The sequence below is a fragment of the Deinococcus marmoris DSM 12784 genome (assembly GCF_000701405.1).
GTDB classification, from domain to species: Bacteria; Deinococcota; Deinococci; order Deinococcales; family Deinococcaceae; genus Deinococcus; species Deinococcus marmoris.
In genome coordinates, this window is the sequence record NZ_JNIV01000049.1 from 12641 (window position 1) to 33629 (window position 20989).

The window sequence follows — 20989 nt, forward strand, 5'->3', positions numbered from 1 at the left end:
AGATCAAAGGTGCGGCTGGCCGAGGGCGAGCGCGCGGGCGATGGTGGCGGCGGCGTAATCGTGGCCATCACGGGTGACCGGCTGGATCCAACGTTCCGGGCGGTACAGCGCGCTGCGCGCCCACAGACGACGCAACTGATCCGGGTCACGCGTGTACCAGCGCAGGTGAGCGAGCAAGGCCAAGTCAGCACGGCTGTGATCGAAACCGTGGGCGAACAGGTCCCCGTCGTACAGCGCCCCGAACCGCCCCCCGTTGCGGGCACTGCGGGCACGCCGCAACACCGCCTCGTCGTCCAGGTGGTTCGGGACAGGGCGCGCGCGCGGGGCCGGCGGTGTGGACTGAACCAGCTGGCGGTGCAGGGCGAGCAGGGCCTCCGGGTGCGGCGCGACGTCCGCTGGCGTCCCGGGAATTCGGTCGCCGGTGATCGCCAGGTACCCGCAGTCGATCAGCTCGACGCCGATACCCGCGACATGCCCGCGCCGTCCTGTCGGTGGCAGGCGGCCCGCCACGACGACATGCAGCCCCTGCCCGGACACGCTGCGCTCGGTGTAGCTGGGCAGGGGAGCCAGCAGCTCCAGGGCCCCAGTGAGGGGACGGCCCCGGGTCACAACGTCATCGAGATCCAGGCCCGCCAGGGGCACGCCGTCCAGGTTCAGGTGTGGCCCCAGCACGACGCCGATCCCATCGCAGTGCTCGGCCCACAGCAGGTCCAGGGCATCACGGAACGTCAGGTGCCAGCGGCGGTCCAGGGAATTGACTGGATACAGCCGCTGCCCGGCCCAGCGACTCGGTACCTTGCCCCAGCGGCCCGACGCGCGCCGCGTCAGCCGGTACGGCAGGTAGGCGCGCAGAGGCCGCAGGACGTCTGGCCACCCTGTCTCCAACTGCGCCACCTGGCCTGGCGTCACGGCCGTCTCCGGCGTGGGGGGATCGGCAACGGCGCGGGCGTCCAGGGCAGCCCGCGTGCCACGAGCTGCGCCGCCCCGCGCTGATAAACGTTGCGCGCGCCGTTGTGGTCCCGGTCCAGGTGCTGCCCGCAGGTCTGACAGCGCCCGGACCGCCCCCGGTAATGCACCGCGCCGCGCGCGCCACACACCGAACAGTCGACGCTCGTCCAGGCGGGAGGCACCCAGACCGCCATGCGGTGACCTGGATCCAGCCGGGCACAGTCGCACAGAAACTGCTCGTAGAGCCGGGTGCCCAGAAAATCGGCGGCTTCCGGATAGTCCTCTCCCCGGCACCGCATCCCCCCGAAATCCGTCCGTTCGACGGCCACCGCCGCAAACTGTAGAAACCGCGCCAGGCCGGCCTCGAGCACCGGTTTCAACCGGGTGCGGTGCAGCAGTTGGTGGCGGCGCAGGCGCGCGTAGATCAGGTCCTGAGGTTGCGCGAGCAGTCGAGTGGGCGGCCCTGGCATGGCCGGTGACCACGGCCGCAGCAGGCTCAGCGGCATCGGAGACCGTCCGTGGCTGTGACGGCCGCTGACCCAGGTCCAGAGTGAGCGCACACCGGGATCGAGGGCGATCAGATCCTGATGGCTCGGCGGCGTCAACCCGGTCACCCGGAATGCCCAGCTGATCTGATACCCGCCCGCATCGCTGTGATGCAGCTGCGCCGCCTCCGCCAGGACCAGGCTTACGGCTGGGGGGGTGGCCGGCGCGTGGTCCGGAACCGCGCCGAGATGGCTCTCGATCAGCCCATAGCGCGCCACATGCGCCAGGTAGCTCGCGTCCGCCTCGGGATCGCCTGCGAGCAGACCGGCCTCCAGCGCCCCGCGCCGGGTGGTCAGGTCACCACCGAACGTCCGCCGCCAGGTCTCGACCGCTGCCCCTGCCGGGCCAGGCAGCAGAAACAGGGGCGCCTGGACAAGGCCGGGGACCCCGGCGATCTCGGCGTGCAACTCGCCCACAGGCCGGGCCAGCCCCCCCAGGACGAGGGCGAAGTCGTGCGGCGGCGTGAGTGGGATGGCGTCCGGTGGGGCCACCGGACCGAGGCTTTTCAGGGTCCGGCCAAAATCGCTGACCAGGCCGTCGAGTGTGGCGCTGCCGAGGTGCGCCCGCCAGCCGCGTGCCCGGGCGAGCACCTCGAGTTCGCGGCGGCGCTCGGCGGTGCTGCGCCGGGGCAGCCTCACGGGGACCTGGCTGGTGGGTGGTGGGCCGGCGGCCAGCGCCGCCACCCGCTGCATGGGTTGTGGTTGGCCTGTCGCCTCGAGCCGGGCGTGCAGCGCGAGGACGGCCCAGAGGTGCTGGCCGAGGTGCCACAGGTTGTCGAGCGCGGCAGTCTGGGCGGGGGCCGGGTGCAACGCGTGTCGCACCCGCAGGTGTGTTGATGCAGGCATTTCGCCTCCTTGTGTCGTGTTGTGGGGGTCAGGGCGGCGCTGCGGACGGACCGCTGCCGTGGCTGGTCACCCACCGTGGGTTCTGTGGGTTCTTCCCTGCCTGCGCGGGTGCGTCTCGTTCATCCATCGGCGCAGCCCCCGCTGTCTCCTCACGACGTTTCCCCTTCCCTCCCTTTCGCTCTGCGGGGCTTGTTGGCCTTCCTCCTGGCGCTTCGGTCCCCTCTCCCCCGTGCCCACTTCCCTTGCCGTCCCACCGAATGAACAGACCTGCGGGTCTGGTGCGGTTGGTGCACCCAGCCGTCCACCTTCGCGGTGTGGCGCGCGCGCCTCTCCCGGCGTGCGGCGCCGCGTGTCACCTGGCTGCGCTGCACCGCCGTGGTTCACTCTCGGCGACGCGCTGGTCTGCCGTCTCTCTCTGTGTGCGGACGGTGTCGCTGCGCGGTGGACTGGCCACCCTCCTGTGCTCACTGCGCGGCGCCGCTGCCTCCCGGCCGGTGCTGACGCCGCCTTCGTGTCGGTGCATCTGTTGCCGTCCAGCGTCATGTTGCGTGCTTCATCTCGCGTCTGCGGCTGCGCCCTGCTGGAGATGCGCCTGCGTCTGGTCCCGCGCGTCACTGCCCGTGTCTGCGGACGCATTTGCGCTGTGCGTGCCCGTTGCGGCCTGGCTGGAGGGGCTCGAGCGGAAGACTGGCGCCTATGAGACCATGAATGGAAAGTTGGCACACAAAGTGGGCGATCCAACCCGTCTGGAACAGCCTTTTATACGGAAATTCCGGAAATGAGATCTCCAGGACTGTTCTGATTAGGAAGGCGGCGCGGTCAATGGTTCCGCAGCTTTCACGTGAGGACGTCAGACCAGCAGCAGGGTGGCGAGGGAGATGGAGCGTCGGTCCCCAGTGCTGCGGGTAAACCCCAGGGGAGCGTCGAGGTTGCTCGGAAATGACTGTCGCTGCACGCGCTCCGGACTGTGCGCAGACGCGACGTGCGTCAGGCGTGTGCTGCCACGCCGCGCCGTCATGCGTCGTCTCGGTTGCCGATGTCGTGTGCCGCCGATACTGGCGTGGTGGCTGCTGCACGGTCCGGAGCGCGTGCATGTGTCGTGTCGTGTAGAACTGCGCAACTGCTGCCCTTTGATGAATCGGCGCAGCTACTCGGTCTCTGCACGACGCTTCCCCTTGCCGTCCCTGTGCGCTGCGGGGCCGGTTGGCCTTCCTTCTGACGCTGTACGCCCTCTCCCCCGTACTCGCATCAGTTACTGGCTCACTGCAGCGTGCGGCTGCTGGTCTGGTTTGGGTGTTGCCCTGTCCAGTCTGTTTTCTGCAGCGCACGCAGTCATCTCTTTTTCCGTGCGGTGCAGGCTCCGTCCTCTAACAGCGCTACGCAGTGGCTCCCTCCTACCAGCGCGCCATGCTATCGCCCACCCAGCGGGCGCGCGAGGTCACGGCCCACGTGGGCGCCGCAGCGTCTGTCACCCGCTGTGTTGTGCGGCTGCCTGTCATTCACGTGCGCGGGGGTCACTGTCCCTGTGCTGGGCGTCACCCTGTACCCGTTTTGGGCGCAGATGCGGCGTCTGTTGAGTGTGCGGCGCAGTACGTGCTGCCGCACCGCGTTGCTGTGCGCCGTCCCGGTTACGCGCCGCTCAGCTCCCTTTGAGGGGAGGTGTCCCGGAGGGGCGGAGGGGTTAAGCGGGCAGGGCCACCCCACAATCCCACCTCCAACAAAAGAAAGCCCCCTCCACGCGGAGAGGGCTGGGCAAGAGGACTTCTCTATCCCGCCTGGGGTGCCCCGGACCCTTCCCCGGCCCAGCCCCGGCGTTCGTGGCGGGCCAGCCGCTCGTGCAGGTGCAGGATGGCGGCGTTGCCGTGTGCGCCGCGTTCGGTGATGGCGCGGGCCGTGGCGGCGTCCAGGTAGGCCAGCCGCAGCAGTTCGGTGCTGCTCAGGCCGTCGCGGGTGGCCTTCACCCCGCGCTCGCGGCGAATGCCCGCGCTGTCCAGGCCCACCACGCTGCGGTTGCTAATGCTGCCCAGTTGGCCGTACACGTTGCCCTCGCCGCCGTGGCGGGCCACCGTCGCCATCAGCTCGCGGCGGGCGTCCGTGCTTTCCAGGCGGGAGGCCAGCCAGCGCCGCGCCCCCGGATCGGCGCTGCGTTCGGCGATCTGCGCGGCCAGTTTCACGTCGCCGCCCATCGCGCGGGTCAGCAGGTCCTGCGCCCGCTTGCGCCACCGCCGCGCCTGCACGGTGTCCACCACAAAGGCCAGCCGGGAAAATTCGGCCAGACTCAGGGTGGCCTCCGGCCCAGCGCCAAAGTCGCGGGCGGGCGAGGCCAGATCATGTTCGGCGGCCAGGGCGTTCCAGTCGGCAGGGATCAGCCCCAGTTGCGCCAGGGCAGAGGAAGCGAGAAGGAATCCGTCGGCGCTGATGGGCAGCCGGACGGTGCCGAATTCGAGGGTCAGCGGAGCGTTCTGCATACGTAGATTATAGCATAAATTATGCTAATTACATAATAAGAAAGGATGGGAGAGAGGGGCTGGAAGGTGCGTTCCTGGGCGTCCCAGACCACTTCTTTCCCGCTTGGCAAGGTTGGCACTTAACAGGAGGCGACGAAATGTCCGCGTGGCCCGTTTGGCTGTGCCTCCTGACGTCCTTTGAGGAAACGGCCTGGGAATGTTCCCCCCAGTTCACCGCCTATCCCCCACAAGCGCGACTAGACTGAACGCACCACGCCCTTGCCACAACATCGAGCTTCTCCACGCTCCAAACACCCACCTTCTGGAGGTTTGCCCCATGTCCGAATCCGATCAGGCCGCGCCCACCCCGCCCTCCGCCGAGCGCTTTCCCGTCCCCCAGAGCGTCTTGGCCCGCCTGCGTTCCGACCCGCAGGCAGACATCGATGCGGCGGCGGCGGACCCGGACGCCTTCTGGCTGGCGCAGGCGCGCAAGCTGGAATGGACCCGCGAACCCACCCTGGGCCTCAGCGGGGAGGCCCCGAACTTCCAGTGGTTTGCCGATGGCGAGACCAACGTGACCCTCAGCGCGCTGGACCGCCACGCACGCGGCGAGGCCCGCACCCGCGCGGCGTTCATCTGGCTCTCGGAAACCGGGGAGGAACAGGTGCTGACCTACGGCATGTTGCACGAGCGGGTGGAACGCGCCGCCGCCGGACTGCGGGCGCTGGGCGTGGGCCTGGGCGAGCGGGTGGTGATCTACATGCCCCTGACCCCGGAAGGCTGCATCGCCATGCTGGCCTGCGCGCGGCTGGGGGCGGTGCATTCGGTGGTCTACGCGGGCCTAGGCGTGGGCGCGCTGCGGGACCGGATTACTGACGCGGGCGCGCGGGTGGTGATCACGGCGGACGTGGGGTACCGGCGCGGCAAACTGGTGGACCTGTACTCGGTGGCCGCCGAGGCGGTGGCCGATCTGCCGCAGGTGCAGCATCTGGTGCTGTGGGAGCGCATCAAGACTTTCTCGCGCGAGCATGATTCGCGCACGGTGGCCTGGGAAAGCCTGTTCACGCACGGACGCACGGCAGCCGTACCAGTCGGGGCTGAGCATCCGCTGTACATCCTCTACACCTCCGGCAGCACCGGAAAGCCCAAGGGCGTGGTCCACACGCACGGCGGCTACATCGTGGGCACCGCCTACCACCTGGGCGCGCTGTTCGATGTCACCGAGAAGGATGTCTTCTTCTGCACCAGCGACATCGGATGGATCGTAGGCCACGGCTACATTGTCTATGGGCCGCTGGTGGCCGGGGCCACGGTGCTGTTCCGCGAGGGCGCGCCGGACTTCCCGGACCCCAGCATCCTGTGGCGCAGCATCGAGAAATATGGCGTGGACGTGCTGTTCACCGCCCCCACCACCCTGCGCCTGTTCATGAAGCTGGGCGCAGAGGTCCTCGAGCCGTATGACCTGAGCCGCCTGCGCGTGATCGCCTGCGCGGGCGAGGCGCTGAACCCGGAGGCGTGGCGCTGGGCGCAGCAGCATCTGGCCGGGGGGCTGGGGGAAGGCGCGCACGCCATCGTGATCGATCACTGGTGGCAGACCGAACTGGGCGCGCCCACGCTGGGCAGCCATCCGCGCTGGCCTGTGCGCCCCGGCTTCGTGGGCCGCCCGCTGGCCGGGGTGGTGGCCGACGTGGTGGACGAGGCAGGAAACAGCCTGCCCGACAACGTGCAGGGCCATCTGGTGATCCGCCGCCCCTTTCCCTCCATGATGCGCGGCATCCACGGCAACCCGGCTAGGTACGCCGAGGTCTGGAGCGAGAACCCGGCGGGCTACCTGTCCGGCGATCTGGCCCTACGCGACGAACACGGCTATTTCTCGATTCTGGGCCGCGCCGACGACGTCCTGAGCGTGGCCGGGCACCGCATCGGCAGTTCGGACGTGGAGGACGCGCTGGTTTCGCACCCTGCTGTGGCCGAGGCCGCCGTGATTGGTATCCCCGACGAGCTGAAGGGCCAGAGCATCGTGGCCTACGTGATTTTGCTGGCCTCCCACAGCGCTGATGATGCCAACCTTCCTGGCCTGCGCGCCAGCATCGGTGAGCATGTCCGGCGCGAACTGGGGCCGATTGCCTCGCTGGGCCGGGTCGAGATCGTGGCCGCCCTGCCCAAGACCCGCAGCGGCAAGATCATGCGCCGCGTGCTGCGCGCCCAGGCGCTGGGCGAGGACCCCGGCGACCTGACCACGCTGGAGGGCTAGAGGGAGCGTCCCTGGAGGTCTGGAGACGCGGCAGGCCACCCTCTACCGGTTTCCTCCTGCGGGGATGAGGTGGACACTGTGCAGGCCGCCGGCAACACCAGTTCCCGGGCAGCTTCACTCCATTATCGCGGGCATGGCCGCCACGTCACCTTCAAAGCCGGGCGCCGCCATCTCCGCCGTCTGAACCCGGTCTCGGCCCCCCGCCTTGGCCCCATACAGCGCGTCGTCCACCCGCGCCACCAGACTGGTCAGGTCGTCGCCCGCGCGGCAGGCGCTGACGCCGAAGCTGGCGGTCAGCGGGCCGACCTGCGGGTGGGGCGAGGCCAGCAGCCGTTGCCGCAGCGCCTCGGCCCGGCGGGCAGCCCCGGCCCCAGTTACACCGGGCAGGATCAGCATGAACTCCTCGCCGCCCCAGCGCCCCGGCGTTTCACCAGCCTGCGCTTCCTGCCGCAGCAGCCCCGCGACGTGCGTCAGGGCGCTGTCCCCGGCCAGGTGGCCGTGGGTGTCGTTGACCAGCTTGAAATGATCGATGTCCAGCATGATCACGCTGCCGCCCCTGCCTGGAGAGACTTCGTCCGGGTCCAGCAGCGTTCCGATCTGCTGGTACAGGCGGCGGCGGTTGGGCAGGCCGGTCAGGGCATCGGTCCAGGCCTCGTGTTCCAGCCGCAACTGCTTGTGGGCCAGCGCGATAAAGCTGTTCTTGTACCACGCCAGCGCGTGCAGCAGCAGCATTACAGTGCCGGTGGACAGAAAGAGCTGGAGGTCGAAGAAGGAAGGCTTCAGATCGCCCTGCGCCGCGCGCGCTAGTACCAGCGCCAGGACCATGCCGAACATGCCCAGATTCAGCAGCCCGGCGCTGCGGGTGCCGAACACCAGATAGCCGAAGACCGCGTTGGTGATCATCATCAGGTACATGTTGAGGCTGATCTGCCCGCCCACCACGCCGTAATACGCCTGAAACAGGATGAACAGCGCATTGAAGACCATGATCAGTTTCAGTGCGCGCTCCAGTGATCTGCCGCTCACGATCCGGTGGGCGGCCCACATGCACACCAGCGCCATGACCGCGTACAGCCCCACCATAGGCGCTCTGGGATCGGCGCTGGACGCCTCCAGCCCCCACAGGATCAGCAGGACGGGCACGCCGCAGATCAGCGCGGTCAGCGCCAGACCCTGATGCAGGGTGTGCCTGAGTTCCGCGCCGGGTTCTTGGATCACGCCTTCTGTTTTTCCGTCCGCCCGGCCCACCCCGGCCTTCGGGCGCGCTCGCCCGACGCGCGCCGAATCTGGAGGTCTGGGCAACCCGGGGAACCGCATGTCCCGAGTTTAGAGCAGTCTGGCCCACAGTCCTGTCACAAAACCCTTTCACGTTGCTGGATTTACCTCAATCGGTCCGCGCTCACAGAACTGCTGCAGGGATGCCCCGGTTTTCAAACCGGGGAGGAACTGGAGCGCCGCCCGTAGGGCGGCTTCCGAAGCCGAAGCCGGAATGCTATCTTTATGTGTGCCAGCCGCAAGTTCCCCAACGTTTACCTGTACCTTTGTGGTGCGGGTGAGCGCTGGTGAAACCCACGAACTGGAACGCCGCTTCGAATTGGCCCGTTTGCTGTACAACCGCCTGCTCCAGGACGCCCGGCTGCGGTTGAAACGCCTTCAGAACCATCCCCTGTGGACTGGGGCCTGGGACGCCTTGAAAACCTGGCATAAAGAAAAGAAAACGGCGCTGACGGCGTTGCCGAAAAGCAGTCCGGCAGCGAAGAAAGTGGCCCGCGAGTTTGACGACCGCAAGAAAATTCTCTCGGGTCAGATGAGCGCCGCCCGGAAGGCGGTTGGATTTTCCGAGTACGCTCTGCATGCCCTGAGTACACGAGTCCGCAGGACCCGCTGTCACCTGGGCAGTTTTAGTGATTTGGATGCCAACACGGTTCAAAAACTCGCTTCACGCGCTTTCCGCGCCTGCAACGAAGTCTTGACCCTGAAGCGGGGCACGCCCCGCTTCAAGAGCATGGGTCAGGCGCTGGGAAGCGTAGAAGGCAAAACGAACATCTCTGGTCTGATCTTCAAAGCGTCAGACGCCACGCTGCGCTGGGGCAGTTTGAAGCTGCCCTGCGTATTCGACGACACTGACGCCTATCACCAGCACGCTTTTGAATTCCGCACCAAGTACGTCCGCTTGTTGCGTCAAACTGTTCGGGGCAAGGTCAGATATTCAGCGCAACTGGTCTGTGAGGGCAAGCCTTTTCAGAAACGCCCCTCAGAGGTGGCCAGCGGCGCGGTCATCGGACTGGATCTGGGTCCGAGTACGCTGGCCGCTGTTGGAGACGAAGACGCACTCTTAACTCCGTTTTGCACCGAGCTTCGGACTTCGGCGGTGACCCTTCGCCGTCACGCCCGCAAGCTCGACCGACAACGCCGGGCAAACAACCCGGACAACTTCAAACCAGACGGTCAGATCGTCCGGGGCAAGAAACTGGTCTGGGTTTCTTCAGCAAAACAAAAACAGACTCGGGCCCGGATCGCTGAGCTTCACCGCCGTCAGGCCGCACACCGTAAAACGCTGCACGGCAAACTCTCGAATGACCTGCTCTCCCTCGGCACGGTATTTCGTGTCGAGAAGTTGTCGATCAAAGCCTGGCAAAAATTATGGGGGCGCTCCGTGCTGCGCAACGCCCCTTCCATGTTCCTTTTGTTGCTGTCCCGCAAGGCTGAAAGTGCCGGCGGAACCGTGCAGTGGATCAACCCGTTTGCCGCCAAACTCTCGCAGACCTGCGTCTGTGGGCACGTTCAGAAGAAAGCACTCTCGCAACGCTGGCACACCTGTAATCAGTGCGGCGCGAGTGTCCAGCGGGATCTGCTGTCGGCCTTCCTGGCCCGGCACACGGACCCCGAAACCTCGATGTGTGTGGGTCCAGGCTTGGCCTGGACCCCAGGAGTCGACCGCCTCCTGTCGCTGGCACACACGGAAGCTTTACAACAAACCGCGAGCGCTGATCTAAAGATCAGCACCTTTGGTATAGGCCCGCGAGGGACGCACCGGAGTCAGAGTGGTTCAGCGAACGATGTTTCTGGAGACCTTGTGGTCTCCGCGCTAAACCCGAGGCCGCGCAAATGCGGAGAGGGACGCGCAGCAAGAACCCTCGCCCTTTAGGGCGGGGAGCAGTCAGGTTCCACACGTCGGCCACCGTGCGGCCCGCGCTGGGGCCAGCGGTCAGGTCCACCTTGACGTGCATGGGGCGCGACACGAACAGGTCCGGGCGCAGCAGCCACGCCACGGTCATCGGATCGTGCAGCGCGCCGCCGTCCCAGCCGTAGCGTTCGCGGTGGTGTTCAGCAAAGAATTCCAGCAGCACCGCCGCGAATTCGCCCACCCGCGTGCCCAGCGCCCGAAAAGCCGCCACGCGGGCCGGATGCGCGATGGCCTGATGCGTGACGTTCAGCCCGAACATCGTCAGCGGCACGCCGGACGTGAACACGATCTGTGCCGCGTGTGGATCAGCCAGCGCGTTGAATTCGGCGGCAGGGGTCCAGTTGCCGGTATCGGTGCTGCCGCCCATCCAGACCACCTGCCGGACCAGTGGAACGATGTCCGGCGCGAGGCGAAAGGCCAGCGCCAGATTGGTCAGCGGCCCGGTGGGGACCAGCGTGACCTCGCCGGGGCGGGCGCGCAGCTGTTCGATGATGAAACGCGCGGCGTGCCCGGCCTCCGCCCCGCGTGTCGGCGTGGGTAAGTCGGGGCCGTCCATGCCGCTGTCTCCATGCACCGCCTCGGCGCTGATGCGCCCCCGGACCAGTGGGCGGTCCGCCCCGGCAAAGATGGGCACGTCCACGCCGCTCAGTTCGCGCACGATCAGGGCGTTGCGGGTGGTGCGGTCCAGGCCCACGTTGCCGAACACGGTGGTCAGGCCCAGCACCTGGAATTCTGGACTGGCCGATTCTGAACCAGACAGTGCCAGCAGGATGTTGATGGCGTCGTCGTGGCCGGGATCACCGTCCAGGATGATGGGCAGGGGAGGGGCGGGAAAGGCAGGCATGCAGGTCATAGAAAAGCTCCCAGGAAACCCACTGCTTGAGCTGTGGGATGAATGGGGCCGACGCCGTAGGCGGCGAGGGCCTTCGGTCTGCTCAAGACCTTTGCTAAGCTGAAGTTATGAGCGTGCGAGTTTTGAAACTCAAATTACGAACCGTCAACCGGGGCAAGTTTGCCCGGTTGACGGCCATGCAGCGGGAGTACGCGGCGTGCGCTCAGTTCCATCTGGAGGGCATTGAACGCCTCCAGACCACCAACGCCACCGCCCTGCACCGGGAGCTGTATGTCCCGGCCAAAGAGCGGTTCACGTTGCCCGTGGTTAACCTGCAACGCGCCCGCGACAAGGCCATTGAAACGTTCCGCTCGTACCTTGCCCGCAAAGCGAAGGGCAAGCGGGCGAACGTGCCGCAGTTCGGGCCGGGGTTGCCGCTGGGCGTTGGGCAGCGCGCTCTTGCCATCGTGGGCCGCACCCTGCGCCTCTCGACTGAGAAAGCGCGGGATTACCTGTGGTTGCCGATTGAAGTGGATGATCGTCACGCTCCTTTTGTGGATGCGGTGGCTGCCGGAACCCTGAAGTACGGGGCGTCGGAGCTTCACCGCAGGGGGAAAGACTGGTATCTGCACCTGACCGTGTATGAGGACGTTCCGAACACGGTTGAAAGTGGTGTGGTTTTGGGGCTGGACCTGGGGGTTGCCAACACGGCGGTCATGAGCGGCCCCGGTCTGGTCAGGTTCTGGAGCGGGCAGGCCGTCAGGCACACCCGCAACCGCTACTCGGCACGGAGGAGGAGCCTTCAGAAAGCAAAGCTGATGGGCGAGGTGAGGCGCAGCAAGGGCAAAGAATCGCGCTGGATGCGGAACCTGAACCACCAGATCAGTTGCCAGATTCTTGGAGAGGTGGCCCAGCAGGGCGCAGCTCTTGCCATTGAAAAGCTGCTGGGCATTCGGGACCGGGTGAAGCTCACCCGGAAGGTGAACCGCATGGTTCACAACTGGGCCTTTGGGGAGCTGATCGCCCTGCTCCACCAGAAAGCACCCCGCTACGGTGTTCGCATCGTCGAGGTTGACCCCCGGCATACCAGCCAGGGCTGTAGCAAATGCGGGCATACCGAGAAGGGCAACCGACTCCGGCAGGACCGCTTTAAGTGCAAAGCGTGCGGGTACGCGGTCCATGCCGATCTGAATGCGGCGCGGAACATTGCGAACCGTGGCGCACTGATGCTGGGCTATACGTCCAGCGTCACGGGGGCCTTGACAGTCCCCGGTGGAGTGAAATCCACCTCCGTCAGCCGTGAATTCGGAGACGGGCAAGCGATGGGCGTTGAAGCTGAAGGGTCTTCGGATCAGTTGAAGCAGAGTCAGGTCGCAACCTCCTTAAGTTCCTGGTAGGAATCCCACTGCTTTAGCGGTGGGAGGATGTCAATTGCTGATTTAGACTGGGTTAACCCACGCCGTTGACGTGAACCCATCGTAAGCTGCGCGCCATCTGTCCCACCCCGAAGTGGCTAAAATACGGTCATGAAGGGCCTGAAAGAATTTATCGACTGGCTCCGGGAAATCCTGGGGGGCGCACCTCAACCCCAGCCGGTCCCCATCCCTGTCCGCGTGCGCGACCGCTGACAGCACCCCCCTGACCCACCAACCTCCACACCTGCCTGTTCCGGCGGGTGTTTTTTCGTTCCTTGGGCGTTGGCAATCTGGGGGTGTCCAAAAGCCACACACACTCCGGTAATTCCTGCCTCCGCCGCGCTACCATGCCGGGCGTGCCGCAGCGCGCCGAACAGCCAATGGATGAACATGGAATGCGGGAACTCCGGGCGCTGGTGACAGGCCGCCCGGCCCCGGAGATAGACGGCATCGAGCGCGCCTACGTCTTCTCGCGTGACGCCCACGCGGGGGTCAACCGCAAGAGCGGCGAGCCGTACATCACGCACCCGGTGGCGGTGGCCGTGATCCTGGCGCGGCTGGGCATGGACAGTGACAGCGTCATGGCCGGGCTGCTGCACGACACGGTGGAAGACGTGGACTTCGTGACCTTCGAGCAGATCGAGGCCGGGTTCGGGCGCGACGTGGCCCGCATCGTGGAAGGCGAGACCAAGGTCAGCAAGCTGAGCAAGCAGGGATCGCAGAGCGCCGTGGTCAGCGACGCTGGGCGGGATTTGCAGGCCGAGAACCTGCGCCAGATGCTGATCGCCATGACCGACGACATCCGCATCATCGTGGTCAAGCTGGCGGACCGGCTGCACAACATGCGCACGCTGGCCAGCATGCGGCCCGACAAGCAGGTGCGCATCGCCCGCGAAACGATGGACATCTTTGCCCCGCTGGCGCACCGCCTCGGCATAGGGCAGATCAAGTGGGAACTGGAAGACCTCAGCTTCCGCTACCTGTACCCCGACGACTACGCCTACCTGCAAAGCCGCCTGCAAAGCCGCCAGGACGAGCGCGACACCTTGATCGGCGAGGCAGTCACGCAACTGGACGAGGCGCTGGCCGACGATCTGGAACTGCCCGAGTGGGTGATGGATATCGACATCTCCGGGCGCAGCAAGCACCTGTGGAGCGTCCACTGCAAGATGCAGCGCGAGGGCAAGGGCCTGGAGCAGATCTTTGACCTGCTGGCCATCCGCGTGATCGTGACCCCGCGTGACCTGATCGTGCCCGAAGGCACCGACGACAAGCGGCGCGAGAAGGCCGAGGCCACCCGCGAGAAGCGCATCTGCTACCACACCGTGTCCATCGTCCACAGCATGTGGACCCCGCTGCCGGGGCGCTTCAAGGATTACATCGCGGTGCCCAAGCCCAACGGCTACCAGTCGCTGCACACCACCGTGATCAGCCAGAGCGGCCAGCCTATAGAGGTGCAGATCCGTTCGCGCCGCATGCACGAGGTGGCCGAGTTCGGCGTGGCGGCCCACTGGATGTACAAGCAGGGATCAACGCTCGCGCAGAAGGACCGCGAGAACTGGATCGCCCAGCTCCGCGAGTTGCAGGACGAGATCAACGACGCCAGCGACTACATGGACGCCGTCAAGTCCGACATCCTGGGCCAGCGGGTGCGCGTGTTCACGCCGCGCGGTCTGGCGGTCAGTCTGCCGGCGGGCAGCACGTCCATCGATTTCGCGTACCACATCCACAGCCGCATCGGCGAGACCACCGTGGGGGCGCGCGTCAACGGCAGCATCGTGCCGCTGGCGCACCGCCTGGGCAACGGCGACATGGTGGAGATCGTGACCAGCAAGAACGGTCACCCCAGCAAGGACTGGCTCAACTTTGCGGTGACCCGCAGCGCCCGCGCCAAGATCAGGCACCACTTCCGGCAACTGGAGCGCGAGGACGCCCGCCAGCGCGGCCACGACATGCTCGAACGCCACCTGAGAAAACGCCAGCTCCCGGTGCGCCAGCTCATGCGGACCAAGCTGCTGGAGGACGCCGCCCAGAAGCTCCTGAACACCCGCAACCCGGATGACCTGTATTTCGCCATCAGCGCGGGCAAGCTGACGCCCTCGGCGGTGGGCCGGGTGCTGTCGCCCAGCCTGGCCAGCGAGCAGGGCGGCGTGCCCGCCAAACGCGCCCCCAAACCCCGCGCCCCCGACACTGGCGGCGTGTATGTGGAGGGCTTTACCACCACCACCAAGCTCAGCAACTGCTGCAACCCGATCCGGGGCGATCAGATCATGGGCTACCTGACGCGGGGCCGGGGCGTCAGCATCCACCGCATCGACTGTCCCAACATGATCCGGTTGCTGAAGGACGAACCCGAACGCTGCGTGGCCGCGAGCTGGGACGCCGGGCTTGCGGGCCTGACCCTGGTCGACCTGGACGTGGTGGCCCCGGACCGCCACGGCCTGCTGGCCGACGTGCTGGGCGTGCTGAGCGCCGCAATTGCTAAAGTGGACGGCGTGACCGACATCGTGCGTCTGGGCCGCAACAGCGTGCGTGGACGGAAGGGCAGCGGGGCCAGCGCGTGAGTGGGCCGACACAGGGGGTGGATGTTCCCCTGGCGGCGTCTTCCGCCTCGCCGCTGTTCCGCAGCGTGACGTGGGGTGTGCCTGCGCTCGTTCTTGCCGTGGCCCTTATTCCAGACGAGGAAAATACGCCCCTGTTGCGGGGCGCGATGGTTGCCCTGGCCCTTGTGCTGTTTGCCCTGTTCCAGCTCGCCCCGCGCCGACTGGCCTACACCCTGACGCCCGACGCCGTGGTCATCCAGCGCATCCTGAACCAGACCCGACTTCCTTACGCGGGCCTGAGCGCCCGCCGGACTTCTGGCGTGCTGGGCGTCCGCACCTTCGGGACCGGAATGCCAGGGTATCTGACCGGGCATTTCACGCTGTCGCACGACGGGCAGGGTGTCAGCCGCGTGCTGGCCGCCGCGTCTACGGGACAGGGCGGCGTGCTGTTGCACTCCGGCGACGCCGACTATTTCCTGACGCCTGCCGATCCGCAGGTCTTTCTGGCCGAACTGGCGCGGCGCGGCGCAGGGGTGGCCGCATGAGCCTCACTCTAGTGCCCGATCTGGGCGATCTGCTCAGGTTGCACCCGCAGTACAACGCCGGAACTGTGGTGGAAATCGTCCGGCACCTGGGCGCGGCGCATCCGGGTCAGGTGGAAGTGCTGTGGGCCAGTGACACGGACCCCGATCACCCCCTGCGCGACGCGCTGCCCGCCGCCCGCATCGGTATCCGGGACGGCTTCACGGCGGACTGGGCCTGGGCCGAGGCTGAACACGGTCAACTCCAGGGCTTTCTGAGCCAGTACCCGCAGGGCCGTGAACGCCTGCGGGGGGCGGCGGGGGCCGAGCGTGAATTTGCCACGCTGGTGACTACGCCGATGGCCCCTGCCCAGGTGGTGGGGAATGAGGTCATGGCTGCCGCCCGTGCTTACCACGCTGCCACGCGCGCCGCGCTGGACGAGGGGCCGGGAACGCACTGGCGGGAAAAACGTCTCTCGGAACTGGCCGTGAAACTGTCCGGGCAAACGGGCGTCGTGATCGCCCCGCTGGACGATCTTCCCGGCCTGCTGGACCTGCTGCCCGGTTCACACCTGCCGGACCTGACAGCCTTTGCCCCCGGCGAGACCAGCCGCCTGCGTGCCCTGGCGGACCGCGCGTGGCAACTGCGCGAGGACGATGATCTGAACGCCCTGCTGGCCGCGCTGGACCGCGAATCAGGCGACGCGGTGACCCCGGGGGCCGAGCTGTCCGCCGCCGCCGCCGGAATCTATCTGGCGGTGGGTGATCTGAAGGCGGCCCGTGACTTGCTGGAACGCGCCGCCCACGCCCTGACCGACGATGTGCCCCGCAGCCTGACCGGCCTGACGCTGGCCCGGCTGGGACAGGTGCGCGACGCCCAGGGAGACCGCGATCTGGCCACGCGCACCTACCGCGCCGTGCTGGCCCTGAACCACGCCCCCGCCGTCGCCCGCGCAGCGGCGGAGGCCGGGTTGAAGGAGCCGTTCAGCCTGAATCTGGAGGGCTAGGGCGCACGCCTGCTTCCCGCCATAGAGCAAAGCGCCCCACCCTCACCCGTCTGGGCGAGAAGTGGGGCGCGGTAGGGCGATTATGCGGCGGGCTGTTCGGCTGCGTTTTCCTCGGTCTCGGCGGCACGGCGGCCCCGGCCTGGACGTTCTGCCGGCGCGGCAGCTTCAGGCTGGGGGGCCTGGGCAGGCGCAGGGGCCGCCGCCGGAGCCGCGCCGATGCGGGCCAGCGTGTCCCCAAAGGCTTTCAGGGCGTCGCCGCCTTCCAGCTCGGACACGGCGCGGGCGTTCAATGCGCCCAGTTCCTCGCGGGTCACGGCGTATTCGGGGGCGTCGTGGCCCTTCAGGCTCTGCAACACGCGGTACGCGGTGCTGGCCTCGATCCTGGCCCCCTTGCCGGTGGTCACCCCGGCGTCGCTGAGCATCTCCGCGCCGATCAGGGTAATCGTCTCGCCGCTGATCAGGGTCACGCGGTCACCGCGCTCCTCCATGTGGGCGGCCAGTTGCAGCAGCCCGCGCAGGTCCAGCATCTGGTGGAAGAGTTCGAGATGGGCCAGCATCGCCCCTGCTTTTTTGAGGGTATCCATAGGCCCATTATTCTGTTTTAAGCGTAAATGTCAAGTACTATTTCTAGAGTATCGACTGGATCAGCCTCAGAAGCCTTTGCCACACAGTAAATAAGGGGAGAGGCGCACCTGCCTCCCCCCGAGAGTTGGCGTTGCAGTCTAGGGCTGGGCCTGGCTGCGTCCGATCAGCGTGAGCTTGACCATCAGCGGCTTGCTGTTTCGCAGCACGGTCAGGGTGATGGTGTCGCCGGGTCTATAGGTCCGCACCGCGTACTGAAACTCGTCGAAGTTGATGATGCGTTTGCCATTGACCTCGGTTACGATGTCGCCGGAAATGCGCTGATCCTGATCGTTGAGCTTGAGGGGCTGAAGTCCCGCTTTCTCTGCGGGGCTTCCCGGACTGACGCTGGTGAAGAACGCGCCGGGCGTGTCCCCCAGTTTAAGCAACTCGCTGGCGCGCTTGAAATTTGTGGCGTCAATGGTCAGCAACGCGGTGTACGGCCCGTTCAGGCTGATGCCGATGATCGGTGCGTCCAGCTTCTTGCCCGCGCGCAGGTCAACCAGACGGGCGTCGCTGGCCGTGACCGGCACGGCGAAAGAAGCTGGCCCCTTCTCCCGGCTGATGCTGATGTAGCTGACGATGCCGGTCAGTTCACCTCTGACGTTCAGGATCGGGCCGCCGCTGTCGCCGGGGACCAGCGGGGCGCTCATCTGGAGGGTGCCGGGCGGGAAGGTTGCGCCGCCGGGTCCAGCGTTGGCCTCCAGGCCCGTCAGGCGGCCCGACTTGGCGGCCAGGAAGGTGCCGCCGCCGTTGCCCACGGCCAGCACGGCGTCGCCCACGCTGGGGCGGGCGCTGGCCAGTGGCAGGAATGGCGTGCCCCCCGGCACTGAGACCCGCAGCAGCGCCAGATCGTCCTGATCGTTGTAGCCGACCACTTCTACCGCGTAACGCTTCTTGTCCACCGTCTGGGCACTCAGCTTGCTGGCCCCTTCCACCACGTGGTAGGCGGTCAGCGCCAGTCCATCTGCCGAGATCAGCACGGCGGAGCCGATGCCGTCGGGTTCGTCGCAGGCCCCCGGCACCTTGTTGTCGCACTGCTCAATCCGCAGCGTGGCGGGCCGGACCTTGCTGAATAGGGTTTTGAGGGTCTGTTTCTCGGCGTCCGTCAGCGGCCTGGGGGTATTGGCGGCGCTGCTCTGCGCGGGCTTCTGGGCGGTCAGGGGCGTGTCCTGCGCCTGGACGCCAGAGAGGGCCAGGCCACCCAGCAGCAGGCCCGACAGCAGCAGGCGGCGAAGTGTGGTGTCCCGGCCCCGAACATCCCGGCGCGGGAGACGGTCAGTCTCGGCGGTCATGGTTCATTGTGCGTGCGCCGGGGCGATGGGTCTGTGTTGGGACCCTCCATCTGGTCTCATCTGCCCCCCAGAAGGTCAGATTGCTTGCCATTGGCGTGGGCAGGTGGGCGAAAGAACTGCTCACTTTCGCCCACCTGCCCACCCTCATGTCTGCTCGCGTCCTCCGCTCTCACCCGTGGTGGAATCCGGTCCAAACACGGTGGGAGCGGGGGACAGTCCCAGACGGCGCTCGATCACCGCGCCCAGCCGGGCCAGGATGCCGGGGCCACTCCAGCCAGTCACGCAGGCGGCGGCCAGCAGCAGGGCCGGGGCCGGATCGGGGCGCAGGGTCACGGTCATCAGGGCCACCACCGTCAGCGCGGCGATTCCGGCGGCCACCGCCAGCGCCAGCGCGGCGCGGGCACGCGGCGTCCGGTCCTGACCCAGCAGCCGCGCCAGTTGCGTGATGCCCCCGGCCACGAAGGCGGCCCCCAGCAGCGGGGCCAGGGTCAGCAGGGAGGGGGAAGCGGGAGAGATGTCGGGCATGATGACCTCCAGAGGTGCGGCTGAGGAAGAACTCGGGCTTCTTATTCTGTCTGGGACGTATCCAGGGCCGAAGTCTAATATGTCTGTAGACATATATCAAGTGTTCTGGATTCCAGTTGCATGTCTGCGGGTCATTAGACTCGGTGCATGACTGGCAAACCTTTTTTGCGTGATCTGCCCTCACTGGAACTGGCCGCATGGCTGGGGGCGCGGCGCACGGCGCTGAATTTGCAGCAGGGGCAGGTCAGCGCCCGCACCCTGGACCACGGCGGGCAGGCCGGGCGCGTGACGCAGCCGTACCTGAGCCGTCTGGAACGCGGCACCCGTCCGCTGGAAGCGCTGACTCCGGCACGTCAGGACGCCCTGCGCCGCGCGCTGGAGATTCCGGCGGGCGAGTGGGTGGCCCGCACCGGGCTGCCGCTGCTCCAGGCTGCTCCGGGCGACGACGCTCTGGAGGTGCTGGAACTGGTGCGTGTGCCGGTGCGTGCCCTGGCCAGTGCGGGGCTGCCTGTGACCGAGGACCATGCCAGTGTCATTGACCACGAACTGGTGCCCGTGCGCGATCACCGCCCCGGCATGCTGGTGCTGGAGGTGGGCGGCGAGTCCATGACCACCGCTGCCGGGGGCGGCATCCGCCCGGGTGACCGCATCTACGTCGATCCCGGCGACCTGGATCTGCGCGAGGGACTGGTCTACGTGCTGCACGTCTCCGGGCTGGGGCTGACCGTCAAGCGGCTCAGGCGCTATGGGGGGGGCCGCGACGGGGGAGCGCTGTGGCTGACCAGTGATAACCCCGATCACCCGCCCGTCAAGCCGGAGGAAGTCACGGTGGTGGGCCGCGTGTACTTTCACCAGCCGCGCGGCGTGCGGTTGTAGGGGGCGTGCGGTTGCAGAGGCTGGGCGCTAGAGTTTCACCCGTGTCCGAGTCGCCCCTGACCACCGTGTTCGTCTACGGCACCCTGATGCCCGGCGAGCGCAATGCCCACATTGCATCTCGGGGCGGCACATTCAGCGCCCGCCCCGCCGCCTTGCCCGGTCACCGCCTGCTGCACCTGTGGCCGGAGGCGTATCCCGCTGTGGTTCCGGGGGACGGGGGAGATGTTGTGCGCGGCTTTGCCCTGACCTATGCCCCTGCCGACTGGCCGGTGGCCCTGCCCTTCCTGGACGAGTTGGAGGGCGTGGACGAGACGCCGCCCCTGTATACCCGCCAGCAGGTCACGCTGACGCTGGAAGCCGGTGAACTGGAAGACGGTGAGCAGGTGCCTGCCTGGGTTTATCTCTACGCGCTGGCCGAGCGACTGACCCGCCCCGGCGTCCTGTCTGTGCCGGGCGGCGACTGGACAGCCATCCCGGACCGCAGCCGCAGCAGCGAGAGTGACCGTTAAGGAGTGGCACAAAGAAAGCCCCCTTCAAAATAGGAACCTGAAAATAGCGTCCGTCAACTCTAGCGAAACAGAAACCGAAGGCCGTCGGGCGCGTAGCGCACGGGCCGCATTCGGCGTCACGGAGCAGGGCATCAGACCCGAATGCTGCCGCCCTTTCCCGCCTGCCACATCCGAGAACTCGTGCCCAGTGCAAAGCTAGCTCCCCCTGCCTCTCTGGGGGAGGGGGCTGGGGGGTGGGGCCGCCCGAACGACATTACAACCTGAAATCACCCCGTAACCAGCCCATGCGGAGAAGCGGGTAGGGCCACAGGACAGCGTGGAGTAGCCAAAAAGAGGGCCGGGCTGGTATCTGGAGTGTGTGAAGACAACCAAAGCCGCCCGGCCCGCTCAATGTACGCCGCCCTGCCCGTTCTGCCCGACGCCAACCAAAGTTGGCGTTCACTCCAAGGCAGATCAACGCTACCGCTGCCACCAGTGCAAGAAAACCTTCACCCAGACGTATGGGACGCCACTGTATGGCCTCAAAACTGATGTCCATGTGGTGTTCATCATCTTGACCCTGCTGATCTTCGGTTGTCCGATTCCTGCCGTGGTGGCCGCTTTCAAGGTGGATGAGCG

Annotated in this window: 16 protein-coding genes and 1 pseudogene; 9 read left to right on the forward strand and 8 right to left on the reverse strand. The window is 66.9% G+C overall.

From position 1 onward, the window contains the following. Window positions 1-3: 3 nt before the first annotated feature. The 3 genes from Q319_RS0112810 to ddrC all read right to left on the reverse strand — a co-directional run bounded on the left by Q319_RS0112810 (window position 4) and on the right by ddrC (window position 4807). Window positions 4-885 carry a phage NrS-1 polymerase family protein gene (locus Q319_RS0112810; RefSeq protein WP_156039327.1) on the reverse strand — a complete coding sequence of 294 codons (882 nt, stop codon included), beginning with the start codon at window positions 883-885 and terminating at the stop codon, window positions 4-6. Window positions 886-905: 20 nt separating this feature from the next. Beyond that, on the reverse strand, window positions 906-2339 hold the full coding sequence (locus Q319_RS25570; protein WP_081846031.1) for a zinc ribbon domain-containing protein: 1434 nt from the start codon (window positions 2337-2339) through the stop codon (window positions 906-908). A 1766-nt stretch (window positions 2340-4105) separates the two neighbouring features. After that, window positions 4106-4807 (reverse strand): DNA damage response protein DdrC, encoded by a 702-nt coding sequence (gene ddrC / locus Q319_RS0112830; protein ID WP_029482895.1) that lies wholly within the window; start codon window positions 4805-4807, stop codon window positions 4106-4108. 316 nt (window positions 4808-5123) lie between these two features. Between ddrC and Q319_RS0112835 the strand changes: the two genes are divergently transcribed. Continuing rightward, window positions 5124-7040: an acetate--CoA ligase gene (locus tag Q319_RS0112835; protein ID WP_051655363.1), complete on the forward strand. Its 1917-nt coding sequence runs from the start codon at window positions 5124-5126 to the stop codon at window positions 7038-7040. A 114-nt stretch (window positions 7041-7154) separates the two neighbouring features. On the opposite strand, the gene Q319_RS25575 is transcribed toward Q319_RS0112835, so the two are convergent. Beyond that, on the reverse strand, window positions 7155-8357 hold the full coding sequence (locus Q319_RS25575; protein WP_081846032.1) for a GGDEF domain-containing protein: 1203 nt from the start codon (window positions 8355-8357) through the stop codon (window positions 7155-7157). A gap of 172 nt (window positions 8358-8529) precedes the next feature. On the opposite strand from Q319_RS25575, the pseudogene Q319_RS28680 reads away from it, so the two are divergent. Continuing rightward, window positions 8530-9894: pseudogene (locus Q319_RS28680) on the forward strand (RNA-guided endonuclease TnpB family protein); the annotation flags it as partial. Window positions 9895-10039: 145 nt separating this feature from the next. On the opposite strand, the gene Q319_RS0112850 reads toward Q319_RS28680, so the two are convergent. After that, window positions 10040-11080 carry a nucleoside hydrolase gene (locus tag Q319_RS0112850; protein WP_342667891.1) on the reverse strand — a complete coding sequence of 347 codons (1041 nt, stop codon included), beginning with the start codon at window positions 11078-11080 and terminating at the stop codon, window positions 10040-10042. Between the two features lie 107 nt (window positions 11081-11187). Here Q319_RS0112850 and Q319_RS25580 point away from each other — a divergent pair, with 107 nt between their 5' ends. The 4 genes from Q319_RS25580 to Q319_RS0112875 all read left to right on the forward strand — a co-directional run bounded on the left by Q319_RS25580 (window position 11188) and on the right by Q319_RS0112875 (window position 16545). Next, on the forward strand, window positions 11188-12456 hold the full coding sequence (locus tag Q319_RS25580; RefSeq protein WP_051655365.1) for an RNA-guided endonuclease InsQ/TnpB family protein: 1269 nt from the start codon (window positions 11188-11190) through the stop codon (window positions 12454-12456). Between the two features lie 413 nt (window positions 12457-12869). Further along, on the forward strand, window positions 12870-15038 hold the full coding sequence (locus Q319_RS0112865) for a RelA/SpoT family protein (protein WP_034414986.1): 2169 nt from the start codon (window positions 12870-12872) through the stop codon (window positions 15036-15038). After that, window positions 15035-15562, forward strand: a complete 528-nt coding sequence (locus tag Q319_RS0112870) for a PH domain-containing protein (RefSeq protein ID WP_156039328.1) — start codon at window positions 15035-15037, stop codon at window positions 15560-15562. The genes Q319_RS0112865 and Q319_RS0112870 overlap by 4 nt, the downstream gene beginning before the upstream one ends. Then, the gene (locus Q319_RS0112875) at window positions 15559-16545 is read left to right on the forward strand and encodes a tetratricopeptide repeat protein (RefSeq protein ID WP_029482903.1); all 987 of its coding nucleotides are present in this window, start codon (window positions 15559-15561) and stop codon (window positions 16543-16545) included. Before Q319_RS0112870 ends, Q319_RS0112875 begins: the two co-directional genes overlap by 4 nt. 80 nt (window positions 16546-16625) lie before the next feature. Here Q319_RS0112875 and Q319_RS0112880 read toward each other — a convergent pair whose 3' ends face one another. The 3 genes from Q319_RS0112880 to Q319_RS0112890 all read right to left on the reverse strand — a co-directional run bounded on the left by Q319_RS0112880 (window position 16626) and on the right by Q319_RS0112890 (window position 18986). Continuing rightward, window positions 16626-17129, reverse strand: coding sequence for a hypothetical protein (locus tag Q319_RS0112880; RefSeq protein ID WP_029482904.1), 504 nt, complete (start codon window positions 17127-17129; stop codon window positions 16626-16628). 138 nt (window positions 17130-17267) lie between these two features. After that, window positions 17268-18461 carry a S1C family serine protease gene (locus tag Q319_RS0112885; RefSeq protein WP_081846034.1) on the reverse strand — a complete coding sequence of 398 codons (1194 nt, stop codon included), beginning with the start codon at window positions 18459-18461 and terminating at the stop codon, window positions 17268-17270. Window positions 18462-18605: 144 nt separating this feature from the next. Beyond that, complete coding sequence (locus Q319_RS0112890) at window positions 18606-18986, reverse strand: hypothetical protein (RefSeq protein WP_029482906.1); 381 nt, start codon at window positions 18984-18986, stop codon at window positions 18606-18608. A 147-nt stretch (window positions 18987-19133) separates the two neighbouring features. On the opposite strand from Q319_RS0112890, the gene Q319_RS0112895 reads away from it, so the two are divergent. The 3 genes from Q319_RS0112895 to Q319_RS27150 all read left to right on the forward strand — a co-directional run. Continuing rightward, window positions 19134-19862, forward strand: coding sequence for a S24 family peptidase (locus Q319_RS0112895; RefSeq protein ID WP_051655366.1), 729 nt, complete (start codon window positions 19134-19136; stop codon window positions 19860-19862). Between the two features lie 41 nt (window positions 19863-19903). Continuing rightward, window positions 19904-20371 carry a gamma-glutamylcyclotransferase family protein gene (locus Q319_RS0112900; protein WP_029482908.1) on the forward strand — a complete coding sequence of 156 codons (468 nt, stop codon included), beginning with the start codon at window positions 19904-19906 and terminating at the stop codon, window positions 20369-20371. 358 nt (window positions 20372-20729) lie between these two features. After that, a partial coding sequence (locus Q319_RS27150; protein ID WP_162178651.1) for an IS1 family transposase occupies window positions 20730-20989 on the forward strand: 260 nt, incomplete at its 3' end.

Bases quoted from the DNA above. Each gene is read 5' to 3' on its own strand.
- Q319_RS25570 (WP_081846031.1), bottom strand. From the start codon at position 2,339: ATGCCTGCATCAACACACCTGCGGGTGCGACACGCGTTGCACCCGGCC.
- ddrC (WP_029482895.1), bottom strand. From the start codon at position 4,807: ATGCAGAACGCTCCGCTGACCCTCGAATTCGGCACCGTCCGGCTGCCC.
- Q319_RS0112835 (WP_051655363.1), top strand. From the start codon at position 5,124: ATGTCCGAATCCGATCAGGCCGCGCCCACCCCGCCCTCCGCCGAGCGC.
- Q319_RS25575 (WP_081846032.1), bottom strand. From the start codon at position 8,357: ATGCGGTTCCCCGGGTTGCCCAGACCTCCAGATTCGGCGCGCGTCGGG.
- Q319_RS0112850 (WP_342667891.1), bottom strand. From the start codon at position 11,080: ATGACCTGCATGCCTGCCTTTCCCGCCCCTCCCCTGCCCATCATCCTG.
- Q319_RS25580 (WP_051655365.1), top strand. From the start codon at position 11,188: ATGAGCGTGCGAGTTTTGAAACTCAAATTACGAACCGTCAACCGGGGC.
- Q319_RS0112865 (WP_034414986.1), top strand. From the start codon at position 12,870: ATGCGGGAACTCCGGGCGCTGGTGACAGGCCGCCCGGCCCCGGAGATA.
- Q319_RS0112875 (WP_029482903.1), top strand. From the start codon at position 15,559: ATGAGCCTCACTCTAGTGCCCGATCTGGGCGATCTGCTCAGGTTGCAC.
- Q319_RS0112880 (WP_029482904.1), bottom strand. From the start codon at position 17,129: ATGGATACCCTCAAAAAAGCAGGGGCGATGCTGGCCCATCTCGAACTC.
- Q319_RS0112885 (WP_081846034.1), bottom strand. From the start codon at position 18,461: ATGACCGCCGAGACTGACCGTCTCCCGCGCCGGGATGTTCGGGGCCGG.
- Q319_RS0112890 (WP_029482906.1), bottom strand. From the start codon at position 18,986: ATGCCCGACATCTCTCCCGCTTCCCCCTCCCTGCTGACCCTGGCCCCG.
- Q319_RS0112895 (WP_051655366.1), top strand. From the start codon at position 19,134: ATGACTGGCAAACCTTTTTTGCGTGATCTGCCCTCACTGGAACTGGCC.